The 25,583-nt window shown below is 68.4% G+C and carries 16 protein-coding genes and 1 CRISPR repeat array; of the genes, 10 read left to right on the forward strand and 6 right to left on the reverse strand.

Annotated elements, in window-relative coordinates:
* Positions 1 to 37: 37 nt before the first annotated feature.
* The 3 genes from FRADC12_RS25990 to FRADC12_RS35215 all read left to right on the forward strand — a co-directional run bounded on the left by FRADC12_RS25990 (position 38) and on the right by FRADC12_RS35215 (position 2,366).
* On the forward strand, positions 38 to 1,507 hold the full coding sequence (locus FRADC12_RS25990) for an IS110 family RNA-guided transposase (RefSeq protein ID WP_045878578.1): 1,470 nt from the start codon (positions 38 to 40) through the stop codon (positions 1,505 to 1,507).
* Between the two features lie 158 nt (positions 1,508 to 1,665).
* Positions 1,666 to 1,914 carry a hypothetical protein gene (locus FRADC12_RS31810; RefSeq protein WP_052711188.1) on the forward strand — a complete coding sequence of 83 codons (249 nt, stop codon included), beginning with the start codon at positions 1,666 to 1,668 and terminating at the stop codon, positions 1,912 to 1,914.
* Positions 1,905 to 2,366, forward strand: a complete 462-nt coding sequence (locus FRADC12_RS35215) for an integrase core domain-containing protein (protein WP_052711189.1) — start codon at positions 1,905 to 1,907, stop codon at positions 2,364 to 2,366. Before FRADC12_RS31810 ends, FRADC12_RS35215 begins: the two co-directional genes overlap by 10 nt.
* A 3-nt stretch (positions 2,367 to 2,369) precedes the next feature.
* Here the strand turns inward: FRADC12_RS35215 and FRADC12_RS33955 are convergent, their stop codons facing one another.
* The 4 genes from FRADC12_RS33955 to FRADC12_RS33590 form a co-directional block, all read right to left on the reverse strand.
* Positions 2,370 to 2,501 (reverse strand): hypothetical protein, encoded by a 132-nt coding sequence (locus FRADC12_RS33955; protein ID WP_255355228.1) that lies wholly within the window; start codon positions 2,499 to 2,501, stop codon positions 2,370 to 2,372.
* Between the two features lie 514 nt (positions 2,502 to 3,015).
* Positions 3,016 to 3,603 (reverse strand): DUF6036 family nucleotidyltransferase, encoded by a 588-nt coding sequence (locus FRADC12_RS26000; protein ID WP_045878579.1) that lies wholly within the window; start codon positions 3,601 to 3,603, stop codon positions 3,016 to 3,018.
* 1 nt (position 3,604) lies between these two features.
* Positions 3,605 to 4,024 carry a hypothetical protein gene (locus FRADC12_RS26005; RefSeq protein ID WP_045878580.1) on the reverse strand — a complete coding sequence of 140 codons (420 nt, stop codon included), beginning with the start codon at positions 4,022 to 4,024 and terminating at the stop codon, positions 3,605 to 3,607.
* Between the two features lie 21 nt (positions 4,025 to 4,045).
* Positions 4,046 to 4,987 carry a helix-turn-helix domain-containing protein gene (locus FRADC12_RS33590; RefSeq protein WP_084011199.1) on the reverse strand — a complete coding sequence of 314 codons (942 nt, stop codon included), beginning with the start codon at positions 4,985 to 4,987 and terminating at the stop codon, positions 4,046 to 4,048.
* Between the two features lie 365 nt (positions 4,988 to 5,352).
* Here FRADC12_RS33590 and FRADC12_RS26015 point away from each other — a divergent pair, with 365 nt between their 5' ends.
* Both FRADC12_RS26015 and FRADC12_RS28820 read left to right on the forward strand, forming a co-directional pair.
* Positions 5,353 to 6,669 carry an IS701 family transposase gene (locus FRADC12_RS26015; RefSeq protein ID WP_045877864.1) on the forward strand — a complete coding sequence of 439 codons (1,317 nt, stop codon included), beginning with the start codon at positions 5,353 to 5,355 and terminating at the stop codon, positions 6,667 to 6,669.
* A gap of 1,083 nt (positions 6,670 to 7,752) precedes the next feature.
* Complete coding sequence (locus tag FRADC12_RS28820; RefSeq protein WP_052711190.1) at positions 7,753 to 8,145, forward strand: hypothetical protein; 393 nt, start codon at positions 7,753 to 7,755, stop codon at positions 8,143 to 8,145.
* A 356-nt stretch (positions 8,146 to 8,501) separates the two neighbouring features.
* Here the strand turns inward: FRADC12_RS28820 and FRADC12_RS26025 are convergent, their stop codons facing one another.
* A complete protein-coding gene (locus tag FRADC12_RS26025; protein ID WP_045878582.1) occupies positions 8,502 to 9,569 on the reverse strand; it encodes an integrase core domain-containing protein in 1,068 nt (355 codons plus the stop codon).
* Between FRADC12_RS26025 and FRADC12_RS32575 the strand changes: the two genes are divergently transcribed.
* Complete coding sequence (locus tag FRADC12_RS32575) at positions 9,541 to 9,744, forward strand: hypothetical protein (protein WP_198153183.1); 204 nt, start codon at positions 9,541 to 9,543, stop codon at positions 9,742 to 9,744. The genes FRADC12_RS26025 and FRADC12_RS32575 overlap by 29 nt on opposite strands.
* A 1,095-nt stretch (positions 9,745 to 10,839) precedes the next feature.
* Here FRADC12_RS32575 and FRADC12_RS31820 read toward each other — a convergent pair.
* Positions 10,840 to 11,475 (reverse strand): chymotrypsin family serine protease, encoded by a 636-nt coding sequence (locus FRADC12_RS31820; protein ID WP_157489053.1) that lies wholly within the window; start codon positions 11,473 to 11,475, stop codon positions 10,840 to 10,842.
* A gap of 279 nt (positions 11,476 to 11,754) precedes the next feature.
* On the opposite strand from FRADC12_RS31820, the gene FRADC12_RS26030 reads away from it, so the two are divergent.
* The 4 genes from FRADC12_RS26030 to FRADC12_RS26040 all read left to right on the forward strand — a co-directional run bounded on the left by FRADC12_RS26030 (position 11,755) and on the right by FRADC12_RS26040 (position 25,553).
* Positions 11,755 to 21,393 carry a DNRLRE domain-containing protein gene (locus FRADC12_RS26030; RefSeq protein ID WP_198153048.1) on the forward strand — a complete coding sequence of 3,213 codons (9,639 nt, stop codon included), beginning with the start codon at positions 11,755 to 11,757 and terminating at the stop codon, positions 21,391 to 21,393.
* Positions 21,394 to 21,415: 22 nt separating this feature from the next.
* The gene (locus FRADC12_RS31825) at positions 21,416 to 21,859 is read left to right on the forward strand and encodes a hypothetical protein (protein ID WP_198153049.1); all 444 of its coding nucleotides are present in this window, start codon (positions 21,416 to 21,418) and stop codon (positions 21,857 to 21,859) included.
* Between the two features lie 45 nt (positions 21,860 to 21,904).
* Positions 21,905 to 23,030: direct repeats of the CRISPR family, unit length 28 nt; unit sequence GGAAGATCCCCGCGCGGGCGGGGACGAC.
* A gap of 523 nt (positions 23,031 to 23,553) precedes the next feature.
* Positions 23,554 to 23,859 carry a hypothetical protein gene (locus tag FRADC12_RS26035; protein ID WP_157489055.1) on the forward strand — a complete coding sequence of 102 codons (306 nt, stop codon included), beginning with the start codon at positions 23,554 to 23,556 and terminating at the stop codon, positions 23,857 to 23,859.
* The gene (locus FRADC12_RS26040) at positions 23,859 to 25,553 is read left to right on the forward strand and encodes a hypothetical protein (protein ID WP_045878584.1); all 1,695 of its coding nucleotides are present in this window, start codon (positions 23,859 to 23,861) and stop codon (positions 25,551 to 25,553) included. The genes FRADC12_RS26035 and FRADC12_RS26040 overlap by 1 nt, the downstream gene beginning before the upstream one ends.
* The last annotated feature ends 30 nt before the right edge of the window (positions 25,554 to 25,583 follow it).

Raw genomic sequence — 25,583 nt, forward strand, 5'->3', positions numbered from 1 at the left:
CGGTCGCTACCTGTAGGCATCGATCGGGTGGGGTGCGGTGGACGGGTCGGTTGAGGTCGTCGTGGACGACACCGAGCAGATCGTGGAGCGGGTCGCGGCGATCGACGTCGCGAAGGCGTCCGGGAAGGTGTGCGTGCGGTCCCGCACGACACGCAGGAAGGGAAGCGGACCACGCGCGTCTTCGACGTCGTCGCGACGGGTCCCGGCCGTCGAGGAGCTGGCCGACCATCTGGTCTGCCAGGGCGTCCAGCGGGTGGTCGTCGAGTCGACGTCCGACTATTGGCGAATCTTCCACTACGTGCTGGAAGCGCGGGGTTTGACCGTGTGGCTGGTCAACGCCCGGGATGTCAAGAACGTCCCAGGCAGGCCCAAAACGGACAAACTCGACTCTGTGTGGCTTGCCAGGTTGAACGAGCGCGGCATGCTGCGCCGCTCGTTCGTGCCGCCGCCGGAGACCCGCCAGATGCGGGACGTGACCCGGATGCGGGTCGACCTCGTCGCGGACCGCACGCGCGCCAAGCAGCGGAGCGAGAAGGTGCTCGAAGGGGCGCTCATCAAGCTGTCGTCGGTGATCTCGGACATCTTCGGGGTGTCGGGCCGGCGGATCCTCGACGCGCTGGTGGCCGGGGAACGTGACCCGCGCCGGCTCGCGGCGCTCGGGACAGGGCTGAAGGCATCCCCGGACAAGCTGGCCGCGGCGCTGACCGGCCAGTTCGACGACCACCACGCCTTCATGCTCCAGATCTACCTGGAGCAGATCGACGCACTCGACGCACAGCTCGCCACGCTCTCGACGCGGGTCGACCAGATGACCGCGGCGATCCCACTACCCGCCTGTCCCACCGACACCTCCGAGGCGGCGGCGCCCCCCGAGGCCGGTGCGGTCACCGTGGTGGACGGCCTGGCCGGGGCGGTCTCCACCCTCACCGGAGAGATCATCCCACCCGATGCGGGCACGGGCGAAACAGACGAGCCGGACGCCGGCAAGCGACCGCGGCCGCGGACGGTCGCGGATCTCGTCGCGCTGCTCGACGCGATCCCCGGGGTCGGCAAGGACACCGCGCAGCTGCTCCTCGCGGAGATCGGATGGGACATGGACCAGTTCGCCACCGGCGGGCACCTGGCGTCATGGGCGAAGCTGACCCCCCGCATGATCCAATCCGGGGCGTCCCTGCGGATGGGAAGGACCGGGCGCGGGAACCGCTACGTGCGCCGCACCATGGGCACGGTCGCGACCTCCGCCGGGCGCACGAACACCTTCCTCGGGGCCCGCCACCGGCGGCTGCGCACCCGCCGCGGCCCCTTGAAGGCCCTCGTCGCGACCGGCCGCACCATCCTCGAGATCATCTGGCTGATCGTGCACGACCAGGTTCCGTTCCGGGAGCTCGGCGCGGACCACCACACCCGCCGCCAAGACCCGGAACGCCGCAAACGCGCACTGGCCCGCCAGATGAAAACCCTCGGGGTCTCCCCCGAGGAGGCCGCCTCGATGCTCGCCGCGGCATAGACCCACCACCGACTCCCCGGGACGCCTGACGGCTACCCAGCAGCCGGTCAAGTCAAGGGACACCGGGCACGCGCCCGTACCGCTCGCCGACCAGAAGGGGCCATCTGGCACCGACGCCGAACCGCCGCCCTCACACGCACCAGCAGCCAAGCGCCCTGGTGGGCGCGAGCCTGCCCACGTCACGTTGGGTTTTCCAGTCAGCGCTCAAGTCGACGCTGCGCGGCCCGGGCCGGCCGCTACGCGGCCAGCAGGAGGTATGGGCCCTGCTCACCGTCTACAACGCCCTCGTCGACCAGGCCATCACCGCCGCGGCCGACCTCGGCGTCGATCCCGACGAGATCTCCTTCACCGCCGTCGTGGCCGCGTTCCGCCCTGTATCGCCGCGAACGGAGGGGTCATGCCGGTGACCGTCCACTCCGACAATGGCACCTCGATGACGAGTAAGAACGTCGCGGCGCTGCTCGCGGACCTGCACATCGAACGGTCCCGGTCGCGGCCGAAGGTGTCGAACGACAACCCGTACTCGGAGGCCGCTTTCAAGACGTTGAAGTACTGCCCCGCGTTTCCCGGGGACTTCGCCAGCATCTACGACGCCCGGGTGTTCGTCAACGAGTTATTCGACTACTACAACACCGAGCACCGTCATTCAGGGATCGGACTATACACACCCGGATCGGTCCACGACGGAACCTGGAAATACGTCCGGGACGCCCGTCAGATCGTCCTGGACGCGGCCTACGCCATCCACCCGGACCGGTTCCACCACGGGCCACCCCGGGCCCCAGAACTCCCGAGCCGGGTGTGGATCAACCAACCCCCAGCCAAGATCGAAACTCAGGAGGATCAACCCACGACCTGAACATCATGTTGTCTCAAATCGCTTGACAGGTTCCGCTACGACCGTTTGATGCCGCCCCAGATCCTGCTGGTTCATGAAGGTCGCGATGTCGATCATGATCAGCGGCCATTGCGGCTCACTGAATGTCGGCGGCACAGGTACTCTGCTCTCGTGATCAGGGCTGTCGGCCGCTTCTGGACTGCCGAAAGCGTTCCGCGGCCGGTGGTGATCTAACCACTGGCGTGCGGCAGCCAGATTTTAGGTAGGTGGCGTGCTCGGGGTGAGAAACCAGGTGCAGGGCCATACTGGCCTGATCTGCGCAGGAGGCTGTCGATCGGCTCCATGCAAGCCAGTAGGACGGCGCGCCCGCCCCTCTCGAACGGCTTCATCGACGACGACGAAGAGGTCGGCTCAACCGCGGCAACGGTATCCGCGTCCGCGGTGGTTGCGCCCACCAACTCGTCGAGGACGGCGTCTCGCCTGCGACGCGCGGCGGCCAGAGCGGGTTCGGGAGTCCGTGCCAGCACCACCATTCGCACCAGCGACGCCGGCCTGTATTCGAGGCGTTCCCGCAACGCCGCGCCGGCCGAGATCGGGATGACGAGGGCCGCGCCTGACGGGAAACCTCGTGCGGCCCGTCGAGACCGAGCGTCTCCTTGCGTTCGGCGCGTCAGCCGGCCCCGCCCGCCGTCACGTCTGGTCCGTGGTGGGGGTCTGTGTCGCCGGTTTGGTCGTGGAGTGAGGCGACGATCTCTTCGAGGAGGAACTGGACTTTGGCGTCGATGGGTCGCCCGCTGTACATGGCCTGCACGAGATCGAGGCCTTCGTCGACGGTGGTGTAGCCGAGTTGGCGGTAGAGGAAGGCGATGTCCTCGGCATCGGCCTCGACGCGGGAGGCGAACAGTTTCATCGCCAGGAGGTAGTGGGCGGAGGCGACGTCGACGGTGAGGTGGTCGGCTTCAAAATATCTGGTCGCGGTGGGATCCGGGCCGGGCAGGAAGCCTTTGACGGCGTCGTTGAGCCAGTCGGTGGGGAGGGCGTGCCGGTCGGCGAGGGTCGTGGCCGCGGCGCGTACGACGTCGGTGGGTAGGAAGACGGCGTCGAGGTCACGGGTGGAGCGGGTCGCGTCGTAGACGAGGGCGAGTGCGGCGCCGCCGACGAGGAACAGGTCGGCTTTGGCGCCGCGTCGTCCGAGTTCGTCGTTGAGTTCTTGGAGCAGGGTGGTGATGGCTTCGCGGTCGAGGCCTGGGGTGGTCATGTCAGGCTCGTTGTAGTGCGCCGCTGGTGATGAAGATGCCGCGTTTGCGGAAGGACAGCGGTGATTCGACCAGGGCCCGGGGGTGTAGGCCGCGGAGCGCGGTGACGAACCACCATGGCACCGCCTCGAGATTGGGATCGCGGACCCAGGCTGGGGTGGGCCAGCCGTCGCGGCGGGCGAGGTGCTCGCCCAGAGCGGCGAGGGCCGCGTCGACGCGGCGGTCTCCGGTCGGGCGTGGGTGGGTGGTCCACATCGCCTGCGCGGACGCGGGCCCGTCGTGGCGTGCGAGGCTGGTGTAGTCGTCGAGCAGCTGGATGATCGCGTGGCGCCAGATGTCCTGCAGGCGAGAATGTGCCGCGATCATGTCCGCGGCGACGGCGGCGGCATCGTCCACGGTCCGGAACGCGCGCAGTGGGTCCACGCTCCAAAGTTACTCGGTCGATCATGCGGTCTGCCCGCTGACGGCGGTCCTGGACGGCCTGCCTGCATGGTTGCGCGGCCTGGGCGGCGGATCGCGACCGGTACGATCAGCCGAGGGCAAGGCGGTGCTGGCGCCGCAGGGCGTGGGCGTAGTGGTCAAGTCCGCCCTCGGACGCTTTCGTTCGTACATGATCGTCGGGGGCTTGGCTTCTGCGATCACTCGGTGTGCTCCGGGTTCGTAGGTGAGCTGTAGGCCGAGCTGAGTGTAGATGTCCGCCTTGTCGGCGGGATCGGCCTCTCCCAGGACAGTCACGATGTCGCCCATGGCGGCGACGACGTCGGTGATCTCTTGTTCTGTCATGCGCTGGCGGCCGGTGGTGGTTCGGAGTCGGGCCAGGGCGGCGGCGCGTTCGGTGGTGGCTTTGCTGGTCCAGCGGGCGACGAGGGTGGGGTCGGTGCCGGCTTCGAGGGCGAGGCGGTAGCGCTCCAGTTTGGCGTCGCAGTCGGCGATGGTTCGTCGTGCTCGGTCGAGGTCGGCGTCGTGGGTGATCGTGGCTTCGTCGTCCTGGGCGGCAGTGAGGGCGGCGATGGTCGCGGGTAGGCGTGATGGGGTGAAGGCGCGGGCGAGCCAGCGCATGCTCTCGTCGTCGGGAAAGTCCGTGCGCAGTCTCTCGCTGATCTGCTTCGGCGACCACTTCTCGACCAGGCCGGTGTTCACCGCGTCGTGCAGCTCCTTCGACGCGACGAGTTTCCGTTCCTTCGGGCGGGCGCACATCAGATCACACCGTGCCTGCGCATCCACCGCCCGATACGCCGCGGCACCGCCGTTACGCTCGATCTCCCGGGAGATCCCCGAATGATGACGACCGAGCACAGCGGCGATATACCGAGCCGAACGCTCCTGACTCAACTCCCGCGAGATGACCTCGCGGTCCTCCACCGTCAACCGCTCCCGTACGCCCATCCACCATCCAGCCCCTCGACACCATCGCGATCATCCTATCGGGGCGTCGCTACGACCGTTTGATGCCGCCGAGTATCAGTCGAATATACGGTCCAGCCATCGACAGTCACCGGGGGTGGCGCATCCGGCGGCTGAACTGTATGTTCACGGAGCCGTCCTTATCTCTCGAGTTTCGCACTTTTCATGATCGGTTTTGTGGGTCGTCAAGGAGGTTGATGATTTGACTGGTTCAGTGTGGGCATGTTCGCCGGCTGTTTCCGCGCGTGGCTTCACGCGGAGTGTTGATGAGGGGAAGGTCCAGCTCACGGGGCTGGTGGCGGGAGCATCGGCGTTTCCACACCAACACTCCGAAGAGTGGGTCGCCGATGCTCCCGCACGTCACGATACCGCCGTCGTTCGCCGTCCTGCTGGAGTACTTCCGGCCGTGTTTCACCGCGCCGAGCTTCGCCGCGTTCCGGATGCTGGCGACCGGGCTGGTCGCCGCGCCCGGGCGGCGCACCGTCGTCGGGATGCTCGTCGGCGCCGGCCGCCATCGGGACACCCCGCACCACCGGGCCCACTACTTCTTCGCGAAGGCCGCCTGGACGCTCGACGAGGTCGGCGACACGCTGGCCCGTCTCGTCGTCGGTCTGCTCACCGGCCCCGGGCCGATAACCGTCGTCGTCGATGACACCCTTTTCCACCGCGCCGGGCGGAAGGTCTTCGCCGCGGGCTGGTTCCACGACGGCGCCGCGAAGGGCGAGACGCCGGTCGGCTTCGGCAACAACTGGGTCATCGTCGGTGTCGTCCTGCGCGGCACGGTCTTCGCGCGGCCGATCTGCCTGCCGGTCTACGCGTGCCTGGTTGTCAAGGGCACCATGTCCGGCTCCCGGCTGTGGCTCGCCGCCCGCGCCGCGGCCCGGCTCGCCCGCCTGTTCCCGGACCGCCAGGTCCACGTCGTGGCGGACTCCGCCTACGCCGGCGGCGAGCTGAAGTCCCTGCCACGCAACGTGACCTGGACGACTCGACCGCGTGCCGACGCCGCCCTGTTCGCGCCGGCCCCGCCGCGCACCGGCCGCCGAGGCCGCCCCCGCGTCAAGGGCGACCGGCTCGCCACGATCACCCAGCTCGCCGCCACCGCCGACTTCCGCCCGACCACCGTCACCCGCTACGGCCGCGTCCACACCGTCGACGTCGCGGTGACCGTCTGCCTGTGGTACTCGGTGTTCGGCCCCCGCCTCGTCCAGCTCGTGCTCGTCCGCGAACCCGGCCGCCCGCTGCTCGCCCTGATCAGCACGGACCTGTTCAGCCGCCCCGCCACGATCGCCGAGCGGTACGCCGCCCGCTGGGCGGTCGAGGTCGCGATCGCCGACGCCAAGCAGCTCTTCGGCGTCGGACAGACCCACACCCGCACCGCGCAGGCCGTGCGGCACGCGGTCCCGTTCGCCCTGCTCGCCCAGACCCTCACCCTGACCTGGTACCTCACCGCCGGCCACCACGACTCCGACGTCGCCGACGCCACCGCCCGCGCACCCTGGTACACGACCAAGACGACCGTCTCGACCGCCGACGCCCTCGGCAAGCTACGCCGCGTCCTGATCACCGCGCGTTTTCGCCCAGCTGACCCCGTCACGCCCACCGCCGCGGAAATCCACACCCTCCACCTGGCCTGGGACACCACCGAGCACGGCCTCGCGGCCTGAACCCGCCCCACCAGCCACCCAGACCGGCCCCTGACCGGCCCACAGCCCCCGGAACAGCCCAAAACAGGCACCGACCCGAGGCGACAAACCACCCCAAACACCCGCACCACACAAACAGCTCACCACGATCGAACAGAAACCTCATCACGCGAAGACAAACCAACATTCCCGATCAAGAAGAACGCGAAAGTCGAGCGGTACCAGGCGTGGTTGTCTGAGGTGGTGCGGTTTATGTTTTGACGGCGGTCGGTGAGGCATGTTTAGCGCGTGGGTCAGGCGCTCGGTGTGCGCGCGGCTGGCGCCCGCCGCTAACTGCCGATCTGGTCGCATCGCTGGGCCGCGGCCGAGAGTCGTCGACGTCGTGGGCCCTACTTTCACGACCGATGACAGGCCGCATCACTCGTGCCCGGCTGGCTTGGGAACACCTCGCTGTGATGTGGGACACGTGGTGGCGCGGCGGGCTGACCCTTCATACAGCGGAGTATTCGGCGATCCACGGTCGCGCACGACCTGCATCGCTGCAGCTCAGCACACCGCTAAGCCGAATGGTCCTCATAATCCGCTGGTAGCGGAGCCGATCCGGCTATGCCGACCTACCTGCAGGTGGATACTTCCGAGGTGGTTGGCCTCCCATGGAAGATCGCAAACTGGCATACGTGGCGCGGTTGGTTGGCGGGAGCGGTACTTTTGATCTTCAACGGTCTCGTCGCGATGGCGGCCGATGGCTGGCTCCCGGGCGTGGCTGGCCTTCCGGTCGGCGCTGTCTGCCTACTCCTGGCATGGGTGCGGCGGCCCCGTCGCCAGCCCGTCGACGATTCCCGCCGTTCGACACTCGCTGGTCCAGTTGCGCCGGACAGCGGACCGGGCGACCGGAGCTGACAGCCAAGTTGACCGTCTCCCTTCTGGTGGCGGAGTGCGCGGGCGCAGCAGGTAGGTCGAGATTCTCCCTGGAGGCCGGGTGTCACCTCTCAGATGAGGCGCCTGCGCCCAGAGGCCAAGCTCAAGATTCAACCGGGAGGCAGGCTCACTCAGCCCCGATCCACCGCTGGATATGGCGGGGTTGAGGGTGCGCTGAACGCGTAGATGGGCCGGGCGGGCGCCCACTTCTCGATCACCGTGCGGCTCAACCCGGCGATCCGCGCCGCCATCGCCACGATCGAGGAGAACGCCTGGCTCCCCGATCCACTACCCGCAGGCGGTCTGGGACGACGACGAGGGCGGTTCGTCTCCGACGCCGAGATCGCCGAGGTGCGCTACACGGCGTTCACCGCTCGCCGCAAGGCCGAGCAGGTCACCGGCCGGCTGCTGGCCCGCCGGGTCCGCCGCCTCAACCCCGCCTGCGTCCCGCAGGGCCAGGGTGAGTTGTTCGCCGTCTACTGGTACTACGCCGCGTTCACCGACAGCCCCTTGAACTCGTGGCGGCCGAGGCGACCCACCGCGGCCACGCGATCATCGAACAGGTCATCGCCGACCTGAAAGCCAGCGCCCTGGCCCACCTTCCGTCGGGCAGGTTCACCGCGAACGCCGCCTGGCTGGTGCTGGCCTGCCTCGCGTTCAACCTCACCCGCGCCGCCGGCGCGCTCGCCAGCCGCCACCACGCCCGCGCGACCACCCAGACCATCCGACACCACCTCGTCGCAATCCCCGCCCGCACCGCCCACTCCGCCCACGACCAGACCTGCACCTGCCCAACGACTGGCCCTGGCAGGACACCGCCACCGCCCTGTTCGACACCCTGCACGCCCCACCCCTCACAGCCTGAACCAGCCCTGACCAGCCTGTAGCGTGCCAAAACTCGATTCGGGGGCGTGACCTGCGGTTTCGCTGCTGGATCAGGCAGCGCGGTGGTACTCGTTGATGACGCCTCCGAGGACCTTGCGGCGGCGAATCGGGCCGTCGAGGGGTGCGACGGCGGCCGGGTCGTCGTTCGGCGGGCGCTGGTCTCGCCCCTGGTGGGGACGATGATCGTTGAAGTGGCGGGCGTACTCGTCGAGCACGGCGGTGGCGTGGCGTTCGCCGTAGAGAAGGATTCGGTCGGTGCACTCCTGGCGGACACAGCGGATGAACCGCTCCGCGTAGCAGTTCGCCCGCGGCGTCTGCGGCGGAGTCTTCACGACCCGGATGCCTTCGGAGACGAACACGTCGTCGAAGGCCCGGGGATACCTTGCGTCACGGTCGCGGATCAGGAACCGGAACGTGCCGAGGCGTCCCTCGAGGTCCATGAGCAGGTGGCGTGCCTGTTGGGTGACCCAGGCTCCGGTCGGGTGGGCGGTCACGCCGAGAATGTGGACGCGGCGCGTCTGGATCTCCATCACGAACAGCACGTACAGCCGGCGCAGAGTGATCGTGTCCACGTGGAAGAAGTCGGTGGCCAGCAGTCCGCTGGCTTGGGCTCGTAGGAAGGTGCGCCAGGCAGTGTCGGCCTGGCGACGTGGGGCGGGGCCGCCGAGGCCTGTACCGGCGAGGATCCGACGTACCGTGCCGGCGCCGATCCGATATCCCAGGCCGAAGAGCTCTCCTTGGATGCGGCGATGACCCCGGGTGGGGTTGTCCCGGGCGAGGCGGATCACCAGCGCCCGCAGCTCGTTGTTCACTGGCGGGCGGCCCATCCGATGCGGGTAGGTCGACCGTCGGCGGACCAGGCGGCGATGCCACGCCAGCAACGTCGCCGGGGTCACCAGGCGGTGTGATCGGACCTCCTGGGGCAACAGTCGGGCCACTGCGGCCAGGACCGCGCGGTCCGGCCAGGTGAACCGGGGCCGCCCGACCTGACGGCGTAAGACCGCGACCTCGTGGCGCAGCATCAGCAGTTCCGCCGTCCTCGCCGCGTCGCTGCGCATCAGCAGGACCAGACAGCCGAACACCCGCACCGTGACCAAATACGCCATCCGCACCACCATGAGCTACGATCATGCACCACCGTCGCTGACAGCGAAGTCGCAGGTCAACGGCCCGAAATCGAGTTGTGGCACGGTACAGGCGTTGGACTGCGATAGCGACATCCTTCTTGTCCGGCCGGCTACCCAGCCCGACGACGTCGAGAAGCCTGCGTACAAGCAGAAACACCGCCGTTGACACCGTGACCAGTGATCCCAGAAGGGGCTGTTCGCCCAGCTCAGCGTCCCCAACCTCACAGGGATGACCTTCGCTTCATCAGCGACCCGCGGATCCGCCTGACGACAACGACGCCGGGCGCGACATCAGACCTGATGGCGATCCGGCGCTATGCCCGGACAACGAGTCATCGCGCGGCGACAACCTCCACGGTCGCTGTCGCCGAAACGGGGATTCCGGCTAGTCCAGTGACGCCCGAAGGGGCAAGGAATACGGTCCGGTAGGTCCCGGCTGGTAGTGCGGGTGATTGCCCGTCGCTGTCACACATCGGTGTGTCTGGATGGACTGAGCGTGGGTCTGAGGTGCAGGCGGCGTATGTAGCGGTGATAGTGAATGGGAGCCTGGTCTTGCCCTGCGGCAGTACCAGTGGGGAGTTCAGGTGGCAGTCGCCTGGAAAGAACGCGGAAGCAGGCAGCTGGCCGTTCTCAAGTGCGACCTTCCATTTAGGCTCGCATTGGCCGTTGTTGAGTCGCAGCGTGGCGGCTGTCCGGTTCTCTACTTCAATATAGCCCGAGATGGTCGATTTCTGGCGCACCGTCGGCGTCGATACCACAATGCGAGCGCTTGTCGTCTGATCTGATACTTGAGGCGTTGGCGTTCCGCCTGTGAGAGACGATTGCGTCGCCGAGATTGTTGAATCCGGCTGTGAACAGGCGGCGATTGTCGCAAAGGCAGCGAGCGACAGTGCGAATCTCGTTGCTCTCTTCATGCTGACTCCCTTTCGGGTAGGTATGCATTCCCGGTGCTATCGCGGCCGACGAGCCCGCCAGACCGAACGGTGGCTGGTGATCCATCCTGCTCTGAGCGAAATCACTCACCTTCTTTTGCCGGTGCCTACCGCGGCTGGCCGTATTTCTGAGAGTAGCGGATGCGACGGATGGAGTTGGGAGAGTCGGCAGCACCCGGTGACCGTCGGCGCCACGCCGTCCGAGAGAGCCTGCTCGCGGGCAGAGTCGATGGATGCGAAACAGGTCGGGCGGGATCGGGATTGCCCGCCCGACCTGTGATCGGTGCTGAGCGACGCTCGGCAACTATGGATCTACGGCGTCGCCATCGTTAGCAGTTGGTGCCGTTTGACGACACGTTGGGATCGGCTTGGTATATGAAGCGGATAGCGTTGATCATTGTTCCGATGGTATAGGTCTGGCCATTCTTTATCGCTGATCCCCAGACGATGCCGGCCGCGAGGGGGCCGAAGAGTGATGGCTGAATCATTGATCCACCACTGTCGCCCTCCACCGTGGAACCGCCGGCGACAGAGAAGAGATTTGTCGCGTGCAGGGTCTTTCCGTTGTATGTCTCTGGGAAGCTGAGATTGAGTTCGGAAACGGTTCCTGACTTCTCGTAGCCGTGTGCACCTTCGGACAGAATGCTAAGGCCCTGCGACGGCTGGTTGTAGCCCGTGATGTAGTATCGGACCAAGGGCGACGGTGGGACGCTGACGCCTCCCCATGAAATACAGGAGCTTCCGCCGGATCCAGGGTCAAGTGCTTGGGCGTCGACAACTTGTGCTCCGGACGCGCTCGTTTCCATGGGATCGCTGCCAGTGACTGTTACACCCATGAGTGAGCCGTAGGTGTTGGCGACCCAGTCATAGTTGTAGAAGTAGTCCGGATGGCAGTGTCCGTCTGTAAGCAGGTATTTGTGGCCGGTGCTAACGCTGTGCATTCCGAACCCGGAGGTGCATTCCATGGAGTTATCCTCCTCGCGCGGTCATCCGCCCGACGGCCGAGAGCTGGCGCGGGAAGGGTGCATGATCAGCCCGCAGGCCCTCGACTGCTCCGAGCAGGGCGCGGTCCACGCAGCGTTTTATCCCACCTCCTCATCTGGTCTATTCATGCTGCCCTGGAAGGCATCGGCGGTCGTCGCTGTGCTGGTTGTTGAGGGCAGGTCGCCGGCGCGGGTGCGGCTACCCAGGCTGGTCTCTTGTCGTTCGGCTTTGTCCTGCTCACGTCTTGTTCGGGAGCCTTGATGTCCGGCCGGCACCGCCCCGCCACCCGTAGCCTCCTCTCCTTTGGCCGTCTCTCGTTCGGCCGGCGCAAGTGGCGGCGTGACGCCCGGGTCCGCCGGGTGGCGCCGCTGCTGGCGGTGCTGCTCGTGGTCGTCGGGCTGGTCGTGCTGGACGCGCCGGCCAGACCGAAGGCTGTGCCGATCGCGGATCAGAACCCGTTTCGCGGTTCGGGCAAGCTGCCGGCTTCGTCGTCGGGTAGCGCAGCGGGGAAGGCCAGCCTGGTCCCGACGAGCGCGACGCAGGGCACGGCGAGGACAGGCCCGGCGACGCTGCAGGGCAAGGCCCCCGTGGTGGCGGGGGCGGTGGCATCGACGGGGGCGACGATCACGCCGCTGAAACAGGTTGCGTTCACGCCGCAGAAGCCTTCAGCGGATGAGGCGGCGAGGGCGGCTTCCACGCCGCGGGGCGCGCAGCTCGGGCCGTCTCGGCCCCAGGCGGTGACGAGGCCTGACGCGAGCGGCGAGATGAAGCCGCAAGCCGGACGGGTCGAGGTTCCGGGGCTACGGACGGCGTCGTCGCAGGTGTTCCACAACCCGGACGGCACGTACACGTCCGAGGCGACGATGGGCTCGGACCGGTTCAAGAGCTCCAAGGGTGACTGGGTCGGGATCGACACGTCGCTGGTTGCTGGGGACAAGGGCCGGCTGCACGCCAGGTCGACGCAGGCCGGCCTGGAGGTCGCGCCGAAGGCGGACGACGCCGAGCTGGGCAGCATCGACCTCGGTGGCGGCCTGTCTTTCGGTTTCGGGATCGCGCAGGCGGCCGGGGTGGCGGCCAAGGTCGATGGGTCGAAGGCGACGTTCACCGGAGTGCGGGACCAGGCTGACCTCGAGCTGGGGCCGACCGCCGGCGGGCTGAAGGAAGTCCTGGTGCTGAAGTCGGCGGCGGCGCCGACGACGTGGGTGTATCCGCTGACCTTGTCCGGGCTGACCGCCAGCCTGGACGACCAGGGCGACGTCCAGCTGCTGGACAGGGGCGGCACGGTGCGGGCGCTGATCCCGCACGGGTCGATGGCCGACTCCCGGCCGACGACGAAGGACGGCTTCTACGCCTACTCACGTGGGGTGACCTACAGCCTGGTCACCGTGTCGAACGGCCAGCAGGCGCTGCAGGTGGACCTCGACAAGGCATGGCTGGCGGCACCGGAGCGGGTGTTCCCGGTGAAGGTGGACCCGAACGTGTCCACGCTGCTGACCGGCGCTGACGACACGTATGTGTCGTCAGCCAGTCCGTCGACGAACTACGCCTCGGAGCTGGATATCAAGGCCGGCTACTACTCGCCGACCAACGACATCGTGCACGGGTATCTGAGCTTCCCCGGCGACGCGTCGCTGACGAACGCGACGGTGACCAACGCCCATGTCAAGATCTTCAACTGGTTCTCCGCCAGCGGCTGCACGCCCCATCCCGTGAGTCTGCGACAGGTACTCATCCCCTGGTACGGCGGGAACATGACCTGGCCCGGCGCGACGCTCGGCGGTGAGGTCGCCAACAAGTCGTTCGCCGACGACGGCAGCTCGTCGTGTGGCGGGTCGTGGGAGTTCATCGGTGACTACGACACCCGGCTGAGCAACCTGGTGAACACCTGGACCCACGACCCGACTGCCAACTTCGGCCTCGGGCTGACGACGTCGGACACCGACACTCAGTGGCTGAAGTCGTTCTACTCGAACAACTGCTGGTGCAACCCGGCGGACCCGACGTCGGACTACCGCCCGCGCCTCGAGCTGGAATGGACGCCGTACGGGGCGGAGTATTCGTTCCCATCAGGGAGCGCGACCTGGTCCGTGCCGCCGACATCGACCGCTCCGGGGCAGATCACGGTCCGGGTGAAGAACACGGGCCAGACGACGTGGACGTCGGGCGCTGGCTATGCGCTGTCGTACCACATCTATGACGCGTCGAACACGTTCGAGCTGATCCACCAAGGTGTCCAGACACCGATCCCAACGACGGTGGCGTCGGGCCAGTCCGTGGACGTGAACGCGTCGGTGGACCTGTCCAGCCTGTCGTCGGGTAACTACACGATCCGCTGGGACATGGAGCAGACCGGCACGTCCTGGTTCTCCGGCCAGGGCGTCGGCGAACTCGCCACCCCGGTGAACGTCGCCGCCGGGGTCAACCAGTCGCCGTACATCGTCGGGGTCTCGCCGATCTCGGGTTCCGAGGTGCCCTCGACGCAGCCGACGCTGGGTGTGCTCGCGCTCGACCCGGACAACGACCCGCTCACCTACCAGTTCGAGCTCTGTACCGGGACGGACGCGAACTCGGGCACCTGCCAGTCCTCGGGCTGGACGTCATGGCCGATCTGGGCGCCGCCCACACCGTTGACCTGGGGCCAGATCTACTACTGGCGCGTCCAGGTATCCGACGGCACTTCACAGAGTCTGTGGACCTCGCCACTGGCCCTGGAACCGGTGAACTACAACGTGACGGCCGGCGCGGACTACGGCGCGAACGCCTACGCACCGGCCGTCGCCGGAGTCAATCCGCTGACCCAGAACTTCACCACGCAGGTCACCGACGCATCCCTGCGGGAAGTGGGTCCGCCGTTGTCGGTGGCGCGTAGCTACAACTCGAAGAGCACGACCGACGGCCTGTTCGGCGCCGGCTGGACCAGCGCCTACGACATGGCCGCCGGCGCCGCGACCTCCGGTCCCGGGAACATCCAGATCCGTAACGGCGACGGGCGGACGACCCTGTTTGGCCGTAACGGTGACGGCACCTATCAGCCGGAACACGGCTACTACGCGTCGTTGCAGGCCTCCAAGCCGCGGGTGGCGTCGTTCACCGCCGCGAACTCGACCAGTTCGCTGGGCGCGACGGATACCGGTGAGACCTGGCAGGCGCTGGCTGGCACCTGGGGTGTCTCGAACAACTCCGCCTACCTCGTGTCCGCCGGAATTTTCAAGTCGGTGGCGGTCGTGCCGGCGCCGGCGGACGGGACGATCCAGTTCTCGACGCCGACGACGCAGTCCCGGCTCGGCGTCGCGTTCCGGGTCCAGGACGCGGACAACATGTGGATGCTCTACGAGAACGGAACGTCGCTGGTCCTGGCGAAACGTTCCGGTGGCCTGGAGTCCACCGTCAAGACGGTCACGGGCGTCTGCTGCGCGACGACGGACACCTATGGCGTCCGGATGGTCGGCAGCACCCTGCAGATGCTGCGCAACGGCGTCGTCGTCGGCACCGCGACCGACAGCGCGTTCTCGACCGCGACGAAGGCCGGCCTGTACGCCCAGTCGACCGGCACCGGCCGGATCGACGGCCTGACCATTACGCCTGAGGGACATCGGGCGACGTTCACCGCCGCGAACAGCGCCACCAGCCTCGGGGCCAGCGACGACGGCGAGGCCTTCACCAACCTAGCCGGCACCTGGGGTATCAACGGCAACAGCGCCTACCTGGCGACGGCGGCCGGTTCTGGGCACAACCTGAGCACGGTCGCCGGTGCGGCCGACGGCACGATCACCTTCACCGAACCCGTCGCCCAGGCCGGGGTCGGCGTCGCGTTCCGCGTCGCGGACGCCAACAACTACTGGCGTCTGGTCGCGGCGCCGGCGTCGAACAGCTGGCAGCTGGTCAAACGCGTCGCAGGAACCGACACCGTGGTCGCGACCGCGGCCAGCACCTGCTGCACCGCCGCTGACGTGCTGAGCATCGTCACCTCCGGCACGTCGATCTCGGTGCTGCGCAACGGCACCCAGATCCTCTCGGCCCACGACCCGGCCCTCCTGTTCGCCAGCCGCGCCGGCCCGTACGCCGATGCCGCCGGTACCGGCCGGATCGACACCTTCACCACCACTGTCGCCACCGGGCTCACGGAGAAGGGCGGCACCTCCTACACGTTCCGCTCCGACGGCAAGCTGCTCGCCACCACCGACCCCGCCGGCAACCGGGTCGCCCTCGCCTACGACGCGAACTCCCGGCTTACCTCGGCGACGAACACCACGTCCGGCCGGGCGCTGACCTTCACCTGGACCACCGACAACACCCACATCGCCCAGGTCGCCACACCCTCAGTCGCCGCGAACGGCGGGGCGTTGACCTGGACCTACAGCTACGCCTCCGGCCGCCTGACCGGAGTCGCCACACCGGGCGTGGCCACCGGGTCGAGCTACAGCTACAACTCCGCCGGCGAGCTGACCCAGATCTCGCTGCCCGAGAGCAACCTGAACACCAAGGTCGGCTACAACTCCGACGGCACGGTGGCCTGGCGCGAGGACGGCCTCGGGCATCGCACCACCTACGCGGTCACCGCGACCAGCCCGAACATCGTCGTGCGCACCACCGACCCGGCCGGCACCACCACCGACTGGACCTACTCGGTCTACGGCCAGTTGCTGTCCAAGACGGGCCCGACCGGCACGAAGACGTTCACCTACAACGACGACGGGTTCCTCGCCCAGGCCACCGACGAGAACGGCAACACCACCAACTACCAGACCGACGCGCACGGCAACGTCCTGGCGCGCACGGTCGTGCGGTCCTCCGACGCCTCGGGCACCTGGCCGGTCACCGACTACTACGACTACTACAACGGCCCGCCCGGCGACCCCCGCGACGACCTGATCGTCGCCCACCGCGACGGCCGTTCCGCCGCACCGAACGACAACGCCTACAAGACGACCTACGGCTACGACCCCTTCGGGAATCTGGTCTCGACGACCAGCCCGCCGACCGCCGCGTTCCCCGGCGGCACCACAAACAGCTCCACCTACACCGCCGGCGCCGAGACCGCCGTCGGTGGAGGAACAGAACCCGCGGGCCTGCTCGCCTCGAGGACCGACGCCCGCGGGAAGGTCACGACCTACGGCTACGACTCCAAGGGCGACCTGCGCCACGACCAGGACCCCGCCGGTTTGGTGCATGACTACACCACCGACGAGATCGGCCGCCGGCTCACCTCCAAGGAAACCTCGGACACCTACCCCTCCGGGCTGACGACGACCTACACCTACACCAAGCTCTCCCAGGTCGCGACCGTCACCGAACCCGGCGTGACCAACCCGATCACCGCCACCACCCACACCCGGGTCACGACCAACACCTACGACACCAACGGCAACCGCACCCAGGCCGTCATCTCGGACGCCACCGGCGGCGACACCGCCCGCACCACCACCTACACCTACGACGCCGACGACCGGCTGCTGTCCACCACCGCCGCCTCCGGCACCGCGGCCGCCGCGACCAGCGCGCAGACCTACGACGCCAACGGCAACCTCGCGACGACGACCGACCCGAACGGCACCGTCACGGCCTACACCTACACCCCGCTGGGCGAGCTCGCGACGACAACACTGAAGAACTTCGTCGACGACCCGGTCGCGGGCACGTCACCCCGCGACGTCGTCCTCGAGTCGCGGGCCTACGACCCCGCCGGCCGGCTCGCCTCCGTCACCGACGCGCTCGGACGCACGACCAACTACACCTACTGGCTCGACGGCAAGCTCCACCAGGTCACCCGGACCGGCTACCACAACCCCGACTTCGCCACCGGCACGCTCTCCTCAACGACGCGGACCATCGTCCTCGAAGACCACTCCTACGACGGCGCCGGCAACGAGACCAGCACCGTCACCGGCGGCGGGCTGACCACCGCCACCGCCAGCTACGACCAGGCCGGCAACGCGACCGGAACCGCGCTCGACCCGGCCGGCGTCCACCGCACCACGGCGCTGTCCTACGACGCGAACGGCGACCCGACCGCCATCGAGACCGGCGCCGCCGGCACGTCGACGACCGAACGCACCGAGTACGGCTACGACAACGCCTCCCGGCTGACCTCGACGACCGTCTTCGGCGACGGCGTCGCCCGCTTCACCACCGCGGTCACCCGCGACCAGCGCGGCTATACGACGACGCTCGTCGACCCGCGCGGCTACACCCCGGGCTCCGCCTTCGACCCGGCCTACACGACACACGTCACGACCAACCCGGCCGGTGCGGTCGGCCAGGTGACCGCCCCGTCGGTGCAGGTCGAGGAGAACGGCAACGCGGCCAGCGCCGGAACCCCGACGGGGACGGTCGGCTACGACACGTTCGGCGAGGTCACCCAGACCCGCGACGCCCGCAACCTGACCACCACCACGACCTACGACGCACTCGGCCGGCCCACCCAGGTCAGCCACCCGTCGTACACCCCGCCCGGCGGGTCCGCGTCGACCCCGTCCGAGTCGTTCACCTACGACCACAACGGCAACGTCCTCACCCACGTCGACACCCGCGGCCAGACGACGACCGCCGTCTACGACATGCGCGACCGGGTCGTCTCCGTCACCGACCCGCAGGTCGACGGGCTGCCGGCACCGGGTGTGAGCCGCGCGATCTACGACGACGCGAGCAACCTGGTCACCACCGTCGACCAGAACGGCGCCTGGATCTTCTACGCCTACGACGACCTCGACCGCCTCTGGGCGACGACCAGCACCGAACGCACCCCCAGTGCCACCTTCTCCACCTACTACGGCTACGACGACGCCGGCGACCTCGACAAGATCCTGCGCCCGACGAACGTCAGCGCCGGAGCCGCCGCGACCGCTGACTACGACGGCGCCGGGGAGCTCACCGCCACCCACGACGAGGCCGGTAAGACCACCACCTATACCTACGACCTCGCCGGCCGGCTCGCCTCGAGCACCGACCCGCTCGGCCGCAAGACCACCTACGCCTACGACCGGGCCGGCCGCCAGACAGGCGCCGCGCAGTTCTCGAACACGAACAGCCCGCTGCGAAGCCTCTCGATCGGCTACGACGCGGCGGGCAACGTCACCTCCCAGACCGACCCGAACGGCAACACCACCACCGACGCCTACGACGCCCTCGACCAGCTCCGCTCGATCACGGTTCCCGTCGCGGCCGGCAGTTCACTCACGACGTCGGCGGGCTACGACGCCGCCGGGAACCGCACCCGGCTGACCGACGGCAACGGCAACGCCACGATCACCACGTTCAACAGCCTCGGCCTGCCCGAGAAGACGATCGAGCCGTCGACCACCGCCTACCCGAACCTCACCGACCGCACCTGGACCACCTCCTACGACACCGGCGGCCTGCCCACCACCGTCGTCGAGCCCGGCGGTGTCACCCGTACCTCCACCTACAACGCCCTCGGCCAGCTGATCGCCGAAGCCGGCTCCGGCACGGGCGTGGCGTCGGCGTCCCGGACCCTGGCCTACGACCTGGCCGGGAACCTGACCAACACGCACACGCCGTCGGCCGATGAGGAGTTCTCCTACGACGACCGCGGCCTGCTGACCGGCTCCCAGCACACCGAGGGCGACGCATCGTTCGGATACGACGCCGACGGCCGGATGACCACACGCTGGAACGCAGCCCTGTCCAGCGGGTACACCTACGACTCCCGCGGCAACCTCGCGACCGTCACCGGCGCCGGCACCACCGGCACCCGCACCTACAGCTATGACGACGCCGACCAGCTGACCTCGATCGACTACACCTCGTCGGGTAGCGGCGCCGTCGAGACCTACGGCTACGACCAGCTCGCCCGGACCACCTCCGACACCCTCACCGGACCGTCCGGGACGCTGCGCTCGCAGACCTACACCTACGACACCAACGACAACCTGACCGCGACGACGATCGGCCCTGCCGGCGTCGCGGGCGCGGGTAGCCAGTCCTACGGTTACGACCAGGCGAACCGGCTGACCTCCTGGACCGACCAGGCCGCCACCACCACGGCCTACGGCTGGGACGCCGCCGGCAACCGCGTCTCGGCAGGTGGGGTCACGTCGACGTTCGACGCCCGTAACCGGCTGCTGAACGACGGCAGTGCCGGCTACACCTACACCGCCCGCGGCACCGTCAGCACCACCACCACCGCGTCGGCCACGACCAGCGACACGTTCAACGCCCTCGACCAGCTCACCTCGGTGACCAGCGGGCCGACGACGACCAGCTACGAGTACGACGCGCTGGGCCGGGTCTCCTGGCGCAACAGCAGCCAGGCGTTCGCCTACGAGGACCTGTCCAACGAGCCGAGCTACCACGACGGCACCCTCTACGCCTACGACCCCACCGGAAAGCTCATCGGCGCCGACACCGGCAGCGCCGGCCTCGCCACCCTCACCAACCCCCACGGCGACACCATCGCCGCGTTCACCACCACCGGCACCCTCACCGACACCCGCACCTACGACCCCTTCGGCACCCCCACCACCACCGGCACCAGCCACCTCGAAATCGGCTACCAAGGCGGCTGGACCGACCCCACCACCAGCCAACTCGACGCCGACACCCGCTGGTACACCCCCACCAACGGCACCTTCACCACCCGCGACTCCACCCCGCTGCCCTGGACCGGCACTGCCGCCGACAACCGCTACACCTACGCGGGCGGCAACCCACTCACTTACAGCGACCCCACCGGTCAAAGCTTTCTCAGTGTTATCGAGAAAGCGCCAGGAGTCCGCGCGGTTGCCGCCGCCGGTAGCCTGGCTGTAGGTCTCGCGAGCCAGGGCGTCGCGAATGCCTATAATGCCGGCTACGCGGTCGGCTATATCGCTACCGCCGCGGCTTCCGGGGCGGTGGAAGGGGCGTACTACGTCGGCTACGGCGTCGGCTATGCAACCGCATGGAACTTGAGTCAGGAGATCAAACTCGGAACCGCCGCGTACCATGCTCTCGCGGGTAGCGGGAGTTCCACCCCGAGTCCATCGCCGAATCCCAACCCGAATTCGACGAACAATCCTAACCCGAGTCCTGATGACCCTGGCGCCGGAACAGGCGCGGGAGCAGGAGCAGGAGCCGGACCTGGTGCTGGCAGCGGCCCGGGGCCTGGCGCAGGGCCTGGCACTGTCACTCAGCCAGGCGCAGGCCCGAGTCCGGCCACCAATCCAGCCCAGCAGACCTACCCTGACCCGAACGACGTCATCCACGGCACCCTGAACATCAACCCAGACTCGACGCATGGCGTCGGCAACAACGGCACCATCCCCAAACCCACCGACGTCCCCCAGACCTACTCCAACCCCCTCGACGCCAACCTCGGCCCCGCCACCGACCAAACCGCCGGCCTGCAATACACCGCCTCAGCCGACGACTGCCACAACGCCGGCCTCACCCACTGCATCGGCGACGACCCCGCCACCCCACCCACCCAAACCGGCGGCGCCGGTGCCGGCGGCGGCGATCATCCACCGACCTCGACTAGTTCAGACGCTGGCGACGACCCTGAAGGGGAGATCCCGTATAACAGCACCGATCTCAGCAGTGCGGCTTACAAAGCGCGAGTCGAAGCGGGTATCGGTCCAGGACGGAACGTGGCGGCCGCTCGCGTGCCAGGTTGGAACGACCCAAGAACTGGTGACCTTGTCTACGGATTTAGCAAGGGTAACGGTTATCATTCAGAGATAGACATACTTAACCAATTGAAGGCGCGAGGCTTCAGTGGCAAGAGTATCGCCGAGCTATACAGCGAACGTCAGCCGTGCGGGCCGTGTGGTGCCACGTTGGCCGAAGAATTGCGCCCCGGCGTGCCCATCAGTTGGTCGGTCCCGTGGGGGGAAGACGCGACGCTGAGAACAGCTTCAAATGAATTGTTGCGCAGGATGATTGGGACTGCAGGCGGTTACTAGCCGACGCCTGGTAGAATTGGGTGTGGTTGGTACCCTGTTACCTGTGGCACCCACACCCAGTTTAAAGTCCAAGGGCGGTAAGTTGAATTTCACTGAGGCATCAGAGGCTGTCCTTCGGCGGCGAAATCAGATAGCTGATCGAGTTTGCAGCGAGCTCCAACTGGCCGGGATACCGGCGTTCCGCATTGAGCAGAATCTAGAACTTGCGGGCGCGGAGGTGCATGTCGACGCTGGCGATGACCCGTCGGGTGGCGTATTCATAGAATGGCGCGCGAGTGCTATGCTAATGAATTCTATTGCCGAAAGTGCTCGCAACAAGGACTTTGGCGCCGACGCCATTAGGCACATGGGTGTAGTGGCGGCTCGTATGTGCGATGCGATTGTGGCGATTCTCTGTTCGGTTGGATTGCGCGCATTCCCTGCGGACGATGAAATGCGGCCGTTCGCCGTACGCGTCGAGGAGTGAGGTTTTCCGGACACCTGCCGGGCGGCAACGGCGCCCGGCCCGGGGGGAAGATCCCCGCGCGGGCGGGGACGACACCGCGTGGTGGTACTCATCCTCTGTGAAAACGGGAAGATTCCCGCGGGGGCGGGGACGACGAAGGCAGCCACGACGCCCTCTCACTCGATCAGGGAAGATCCCCGCGCGGGCGGGGACGACCGCTGGCCGGTCACACCCGACAGGCCGACTCCGGGAAGATCCCCGCGCGGGCGGGGACGACGCAGGCGCCGACGACGGTGACCGGTGACAGTGCGGAAGATCCCCGCGCGGGCGGGGACGACCCGGCCGCGACGTCGGCGACCGCGGTCCCGGTGGGAAGATCCCCGCGCGGGCGGGGACGACGCGCCCACGTCTACGCCCCCCGGCAGCTCACCGGGAAGATCCCCGCGCGGGCGGGGACGACCATGTCCAGACCAAGGGCCAGGAGAATGGTTTCGGAAGATCCCCGCGCGGGCGGGGACGACGGAGCCCACTGGCTGAACTCATTGCCGACTGAGGGAAGATCCCCGCGCGGGCGGGGACGACTCGATCTCACCAAGCAGATACTCCCGTTCGCCCGGAAGATCCCCGCGCGGGCGGGGACGACAGCCACGTAGAGAGAGTCCAAAACAGTTCTGGAGGAAGATCCCCGCGCGGGCGGGGACGACGTACGCACTCATGATCTCTTTTGCCCCCGGAAAGGAAGATCCCCGCGCGGGCGGGGACGACCCTGTGGCGCCTACTAAGGCAGCTAGCTCACTCGGAAGATCCCCGCGCGGGCGGGGACGACGGAACCGCGAAGAGTAGTCAGAGCATGGCCCCCGGAAGATCCCCGCGCGGGCGGGGACGACGCGGAAGTCTCGGCGACCATCTTCTCTGATGGCGAAAGATCCCCGCGCGGGCGGGGACGACAATACCAGGAAGCGGATACCGCAACCCGCCGACGGAAGATCCCCGCGCGGGCGGGGACGACAGCCCGTGACACCATGCCCGGCCGCAATGACGTGGAAGATCCCCGCGCGGGCGGGGACGACTCGCACAACGAATACAGCATGTCAGCAGACCTCGGAAGATCCCCGCGCGGGCGGGGACGACTAGAGCAGAGAGCCCTGAGGCGAGGAGCTGTAGGGAAGATCCCCGCGCGGGCGGGGACGACACTTGCTGAGCTGCGAGTTTATCGCTTGAGGGCGGGAATGCGTATCGGTCCGTCGGCGCGGATCTCGCGCGTTCGGTCGGACTGCGCTGTGGCTCCGTTGTTGGTGGCGCTCGGCGATGTGCAGGCTGAGCCGTCAGGGCCTGGTCGGGTGGGCGGGTGCTTCCTTCGGTTGGCCATCGTAGGCGCCCTGCTCGGTGGTCGGGCCGTCGAATGAGTCCTCGTTGTCGGCATGGCGGCCTGCGGCAGGTGGTCCGGGCTCGTGTCGCTCGGGCGATGGCCTCAGCGAGGGCGGACCTGCTGAGGGTTTTCCACAGCCGTTCGCGTGGGCTGGTGTACTTCGGGCTCGTGATGTTGGACTGAAGGTCGCGCAGGTGGCCCGAACGGAGGTGCGGTGATGGATCGGGACGAGGCGCGGTTCGAATCGATGGCTGATGTCGATCTTCTCGGCGCTTTGGATGTCGCCTGGTGGCGTGGGGTGTCGACGGAGTTGATGGCCGGGGCGCCTCCGACCCTGGAGACAGGCTTGGCGTTGCTCTATCACGCGCTGGCCGGTCTGCTTGCCACACCGTTGGTGGGGGAGTCGCGGGCTGTGCGGGCGCGGACGGGGGTCACGCGGGCGATCGGGGAGCTGGAGTGCGTCGGTGTCCGCGAGGCCCCAGCCCCGGGATCAGCGGTCGAGGGCGGCGGGCCCCTGGGCTGGGAGGATGTCCGGGTCGTGTTGCGGTCAGCGGTAGCTGTGTTGCGTGACGCGGTGACGGTCGCGGTGGATCCGGTGCCGGTCGCGCAGGCTGTGGTCGCGGTGCGGGGAGCGTTGGCGGAGCTGGGGTGATGGCGCGGCCGCTGACGTATGGCGGTCTGGTCGCCGAGGCTCGGCGGGCGGCGGCGGTGGCGGCTGTCGCGCTGCTGCCGGTGCCGGGTGACGGTGCCGCGTGGGATGCGGCGGAGTTGGCGGGTCTGGTCGGGCTGGTGGGTCGGCATGCGCGGTTCCTCGGGCAGGCGGCGGGGCCGGGGAACCCAGCATTGGAACTGGCCTGGCAGATCGAGGGGGCGGTGGAGGCGGCGCGTGGCGGGTTGCCGTCCGGGCCGGTTGAGCCTGGCGGGGCGTGGCGGCCGGCGATTGATCTGCTGGGCCTGGGGCATGATCTGCTGGCGTCGCAGCTGGGACCGGAGGGGCAGCCGCGGGGGCCGGACGCGGCGGCGTTCGCGCATCGTGGCGCGGTCGCCGCGGCGACGGTGCCGCTTGCGTCGCTGGTCGGGCTGGTCGCCGACAGCGCGGGGGAGCGGGCCGGTTCACTGCGTCGGCACCTGTTGGCTCTCGCCCGGCCGTCAGCGGACGGGCGACCCACCGAGGTGCTCGCGTCCGAGGATCCGGCGGTCACGTTGGCCACGGGACGAGCGTTGGATGTGGTCGCGGGTTTGCGTGCGGTGGTGGATCTGATCGTCGAGGAGTGCCGCCGGGGGGACCTGCCGCAGGTTTTGGCTGATGTTCGGCCGCTGTATGGGGATCGTGCCGTCCATCCGTTCGATCACACGTTGGAGCAGCTACGGCTGGCCGCGCACGAGCTGGCTCGCCCGCCGGCGCGGGCACATCAGGCAGCACTGGTCGAGTTCGCGGGCCTGGCGGTGGCGGTCGGGGAATGGACCGGCGGCCTGGCGGGCTGGGCGCGGATGCGTAGCCGCGGCCAGGCCAGCAGCGCGTTCGCCGCGGCGGCAGCGCGGGCGGAGCAGGTTGCGGCGGCCTGGCTGGCGGTGCATCAGCGGCTGGGCTGGCTGCGGTCGCTGGGGTTGGACGGCCGGGCTGCGGCGGCGATGGCCGGGCAGCTGCGCCGGCAGGTGGAGATCTCCGGAGCCGCGGCGGCGCGGGATAGCGGTGGTGTGGATCGGCGGGCGGCGCTGCGCACGGCGCGCCGTGCGGTGCTGGTGTTGCCGGAGCTCGCCGCGAGTAGTCAGGCTGCCTGCCAGTTGCTGCTCGCCGAGTCCCAGTTGCGGCTGATCCCGGCGGCCGGGCCAGAGCGTCGCGTCGTTCGCAGCGGTGCGGACCTGGTCAGGGCCTACCAGCGGGCCGAACGGGTCTCGCGTGACCTGGTCGCCGTGTGCGCGGCGCTGCCTGGGCCGCAGCCGCTGGCGGGCCGCGCGGCCTACCTCGCCGACCGGTCGGCGCCGCTGGTCGTGGCTACTCCGCCGCCTCCACGGGTCCTCGATCCCGGCAGCCCGTCGGGGCGGATCAGTGTGCGGGATCCCCGCCACGGGGTGGTGACGTGCGAGGTCGCCCTGTTCGAGCAGGCGATGCGGCACCCGGGGGGCCAGTTGGCCGCGATGCTGCGCCCACATGCCCGCCGGCTGGTGCTGTTCGGAGACGAACATGTGATCGTCCTGGCCGCGTTGGTTGCCAGACATGCGCCGGATCAGCTCGCCGCGGCTGGCGCGTCGTCGCCTCCGCTGCCCGGCAGCGCGGCTGGATCTTCCGAACCGCGTCTTCCCGCCGAGCCGGCCGCCGGCTCTGCCCCGGAGCTTGATCTCTGACGGCCGAGCCCGGCCGGCGGTGTCCTCGTG

Source organism: Pseudofrankia sp. DC12, assembly GCF_000966285.1.
Taxonomy (GTDB): Bacteria; Actinomycetota; Actinomycetes; order Frankiales; family Frankiaceae; genus Pseudofrankia.

Bases quoted from the DNA above. Each gene is read 5' to 3' on its own strand.
- FRADC12_RS35215 (WP_052711189.1), top strand. From the start codon at position 1,905: ATGCCGGTGACCGTCCACTCCGACAATGGCACCTCGATGACGAGTAAG.
- FRADC12_RS26000 (WP_045878579.1), bottom strand. From the start codon at position 3,603: ATGACCACCCCAGGCCTCGACCGCGAAGCCATCACCACCCTGCTCCAA.
- FRADC12_RS33590 (WP_084011199.1), bottom strand. From the start codon at position 4,987: ATGGGCGTACGGGAGCGGTTGACGGTGGAGGACCGCGAGGTCATCTCG.
- FRADC12_RS26015 (WP_045877864.1), top strand. From the start codon at position 5,353: ATGCTCCCGCACGTCACGATACCGCCGTCGTTCGCCGTCCTGCTGGAG.
- FRADC12_RS28820 (WP_052711190.1), top strand. From the start codon at position 7,753: ATGGGCCGGGCGGGCGCCCACTTCTCGATCACCGTGCGGCTCAACCCG.
- FRADC12_RS26025 (WP_045878582.1), bottom strand. From the start codon at position 9,569: ATGGTGGTGCGGATGGCGTATTTGGTCACGGTGCGGGTGTTCGGCTGT.
- FRADC12_RS31820 (WP_157489053.1), bottom strand. From the start codon at position 11,475: ATGGAATGCACCTCCGGGTTCGGAATGCACAGCGTTAGCACCGGCCAC.
- FRADC12_RS26030 (WP_198153048.1), top strand. From the start codon at position 11,755: ATGTCCGGCCGGCACCGCCCCGCCACCCGTAGCCTCCTCTCCTTTGGC.
- FRADC12_RS26040 (WP_045878584.1), top strand. From the start codon at position 23,859: ATGGCGCGGCCGCTGACGTATGGCGGTCTGGTCGCCGAGGCTCGGCGG.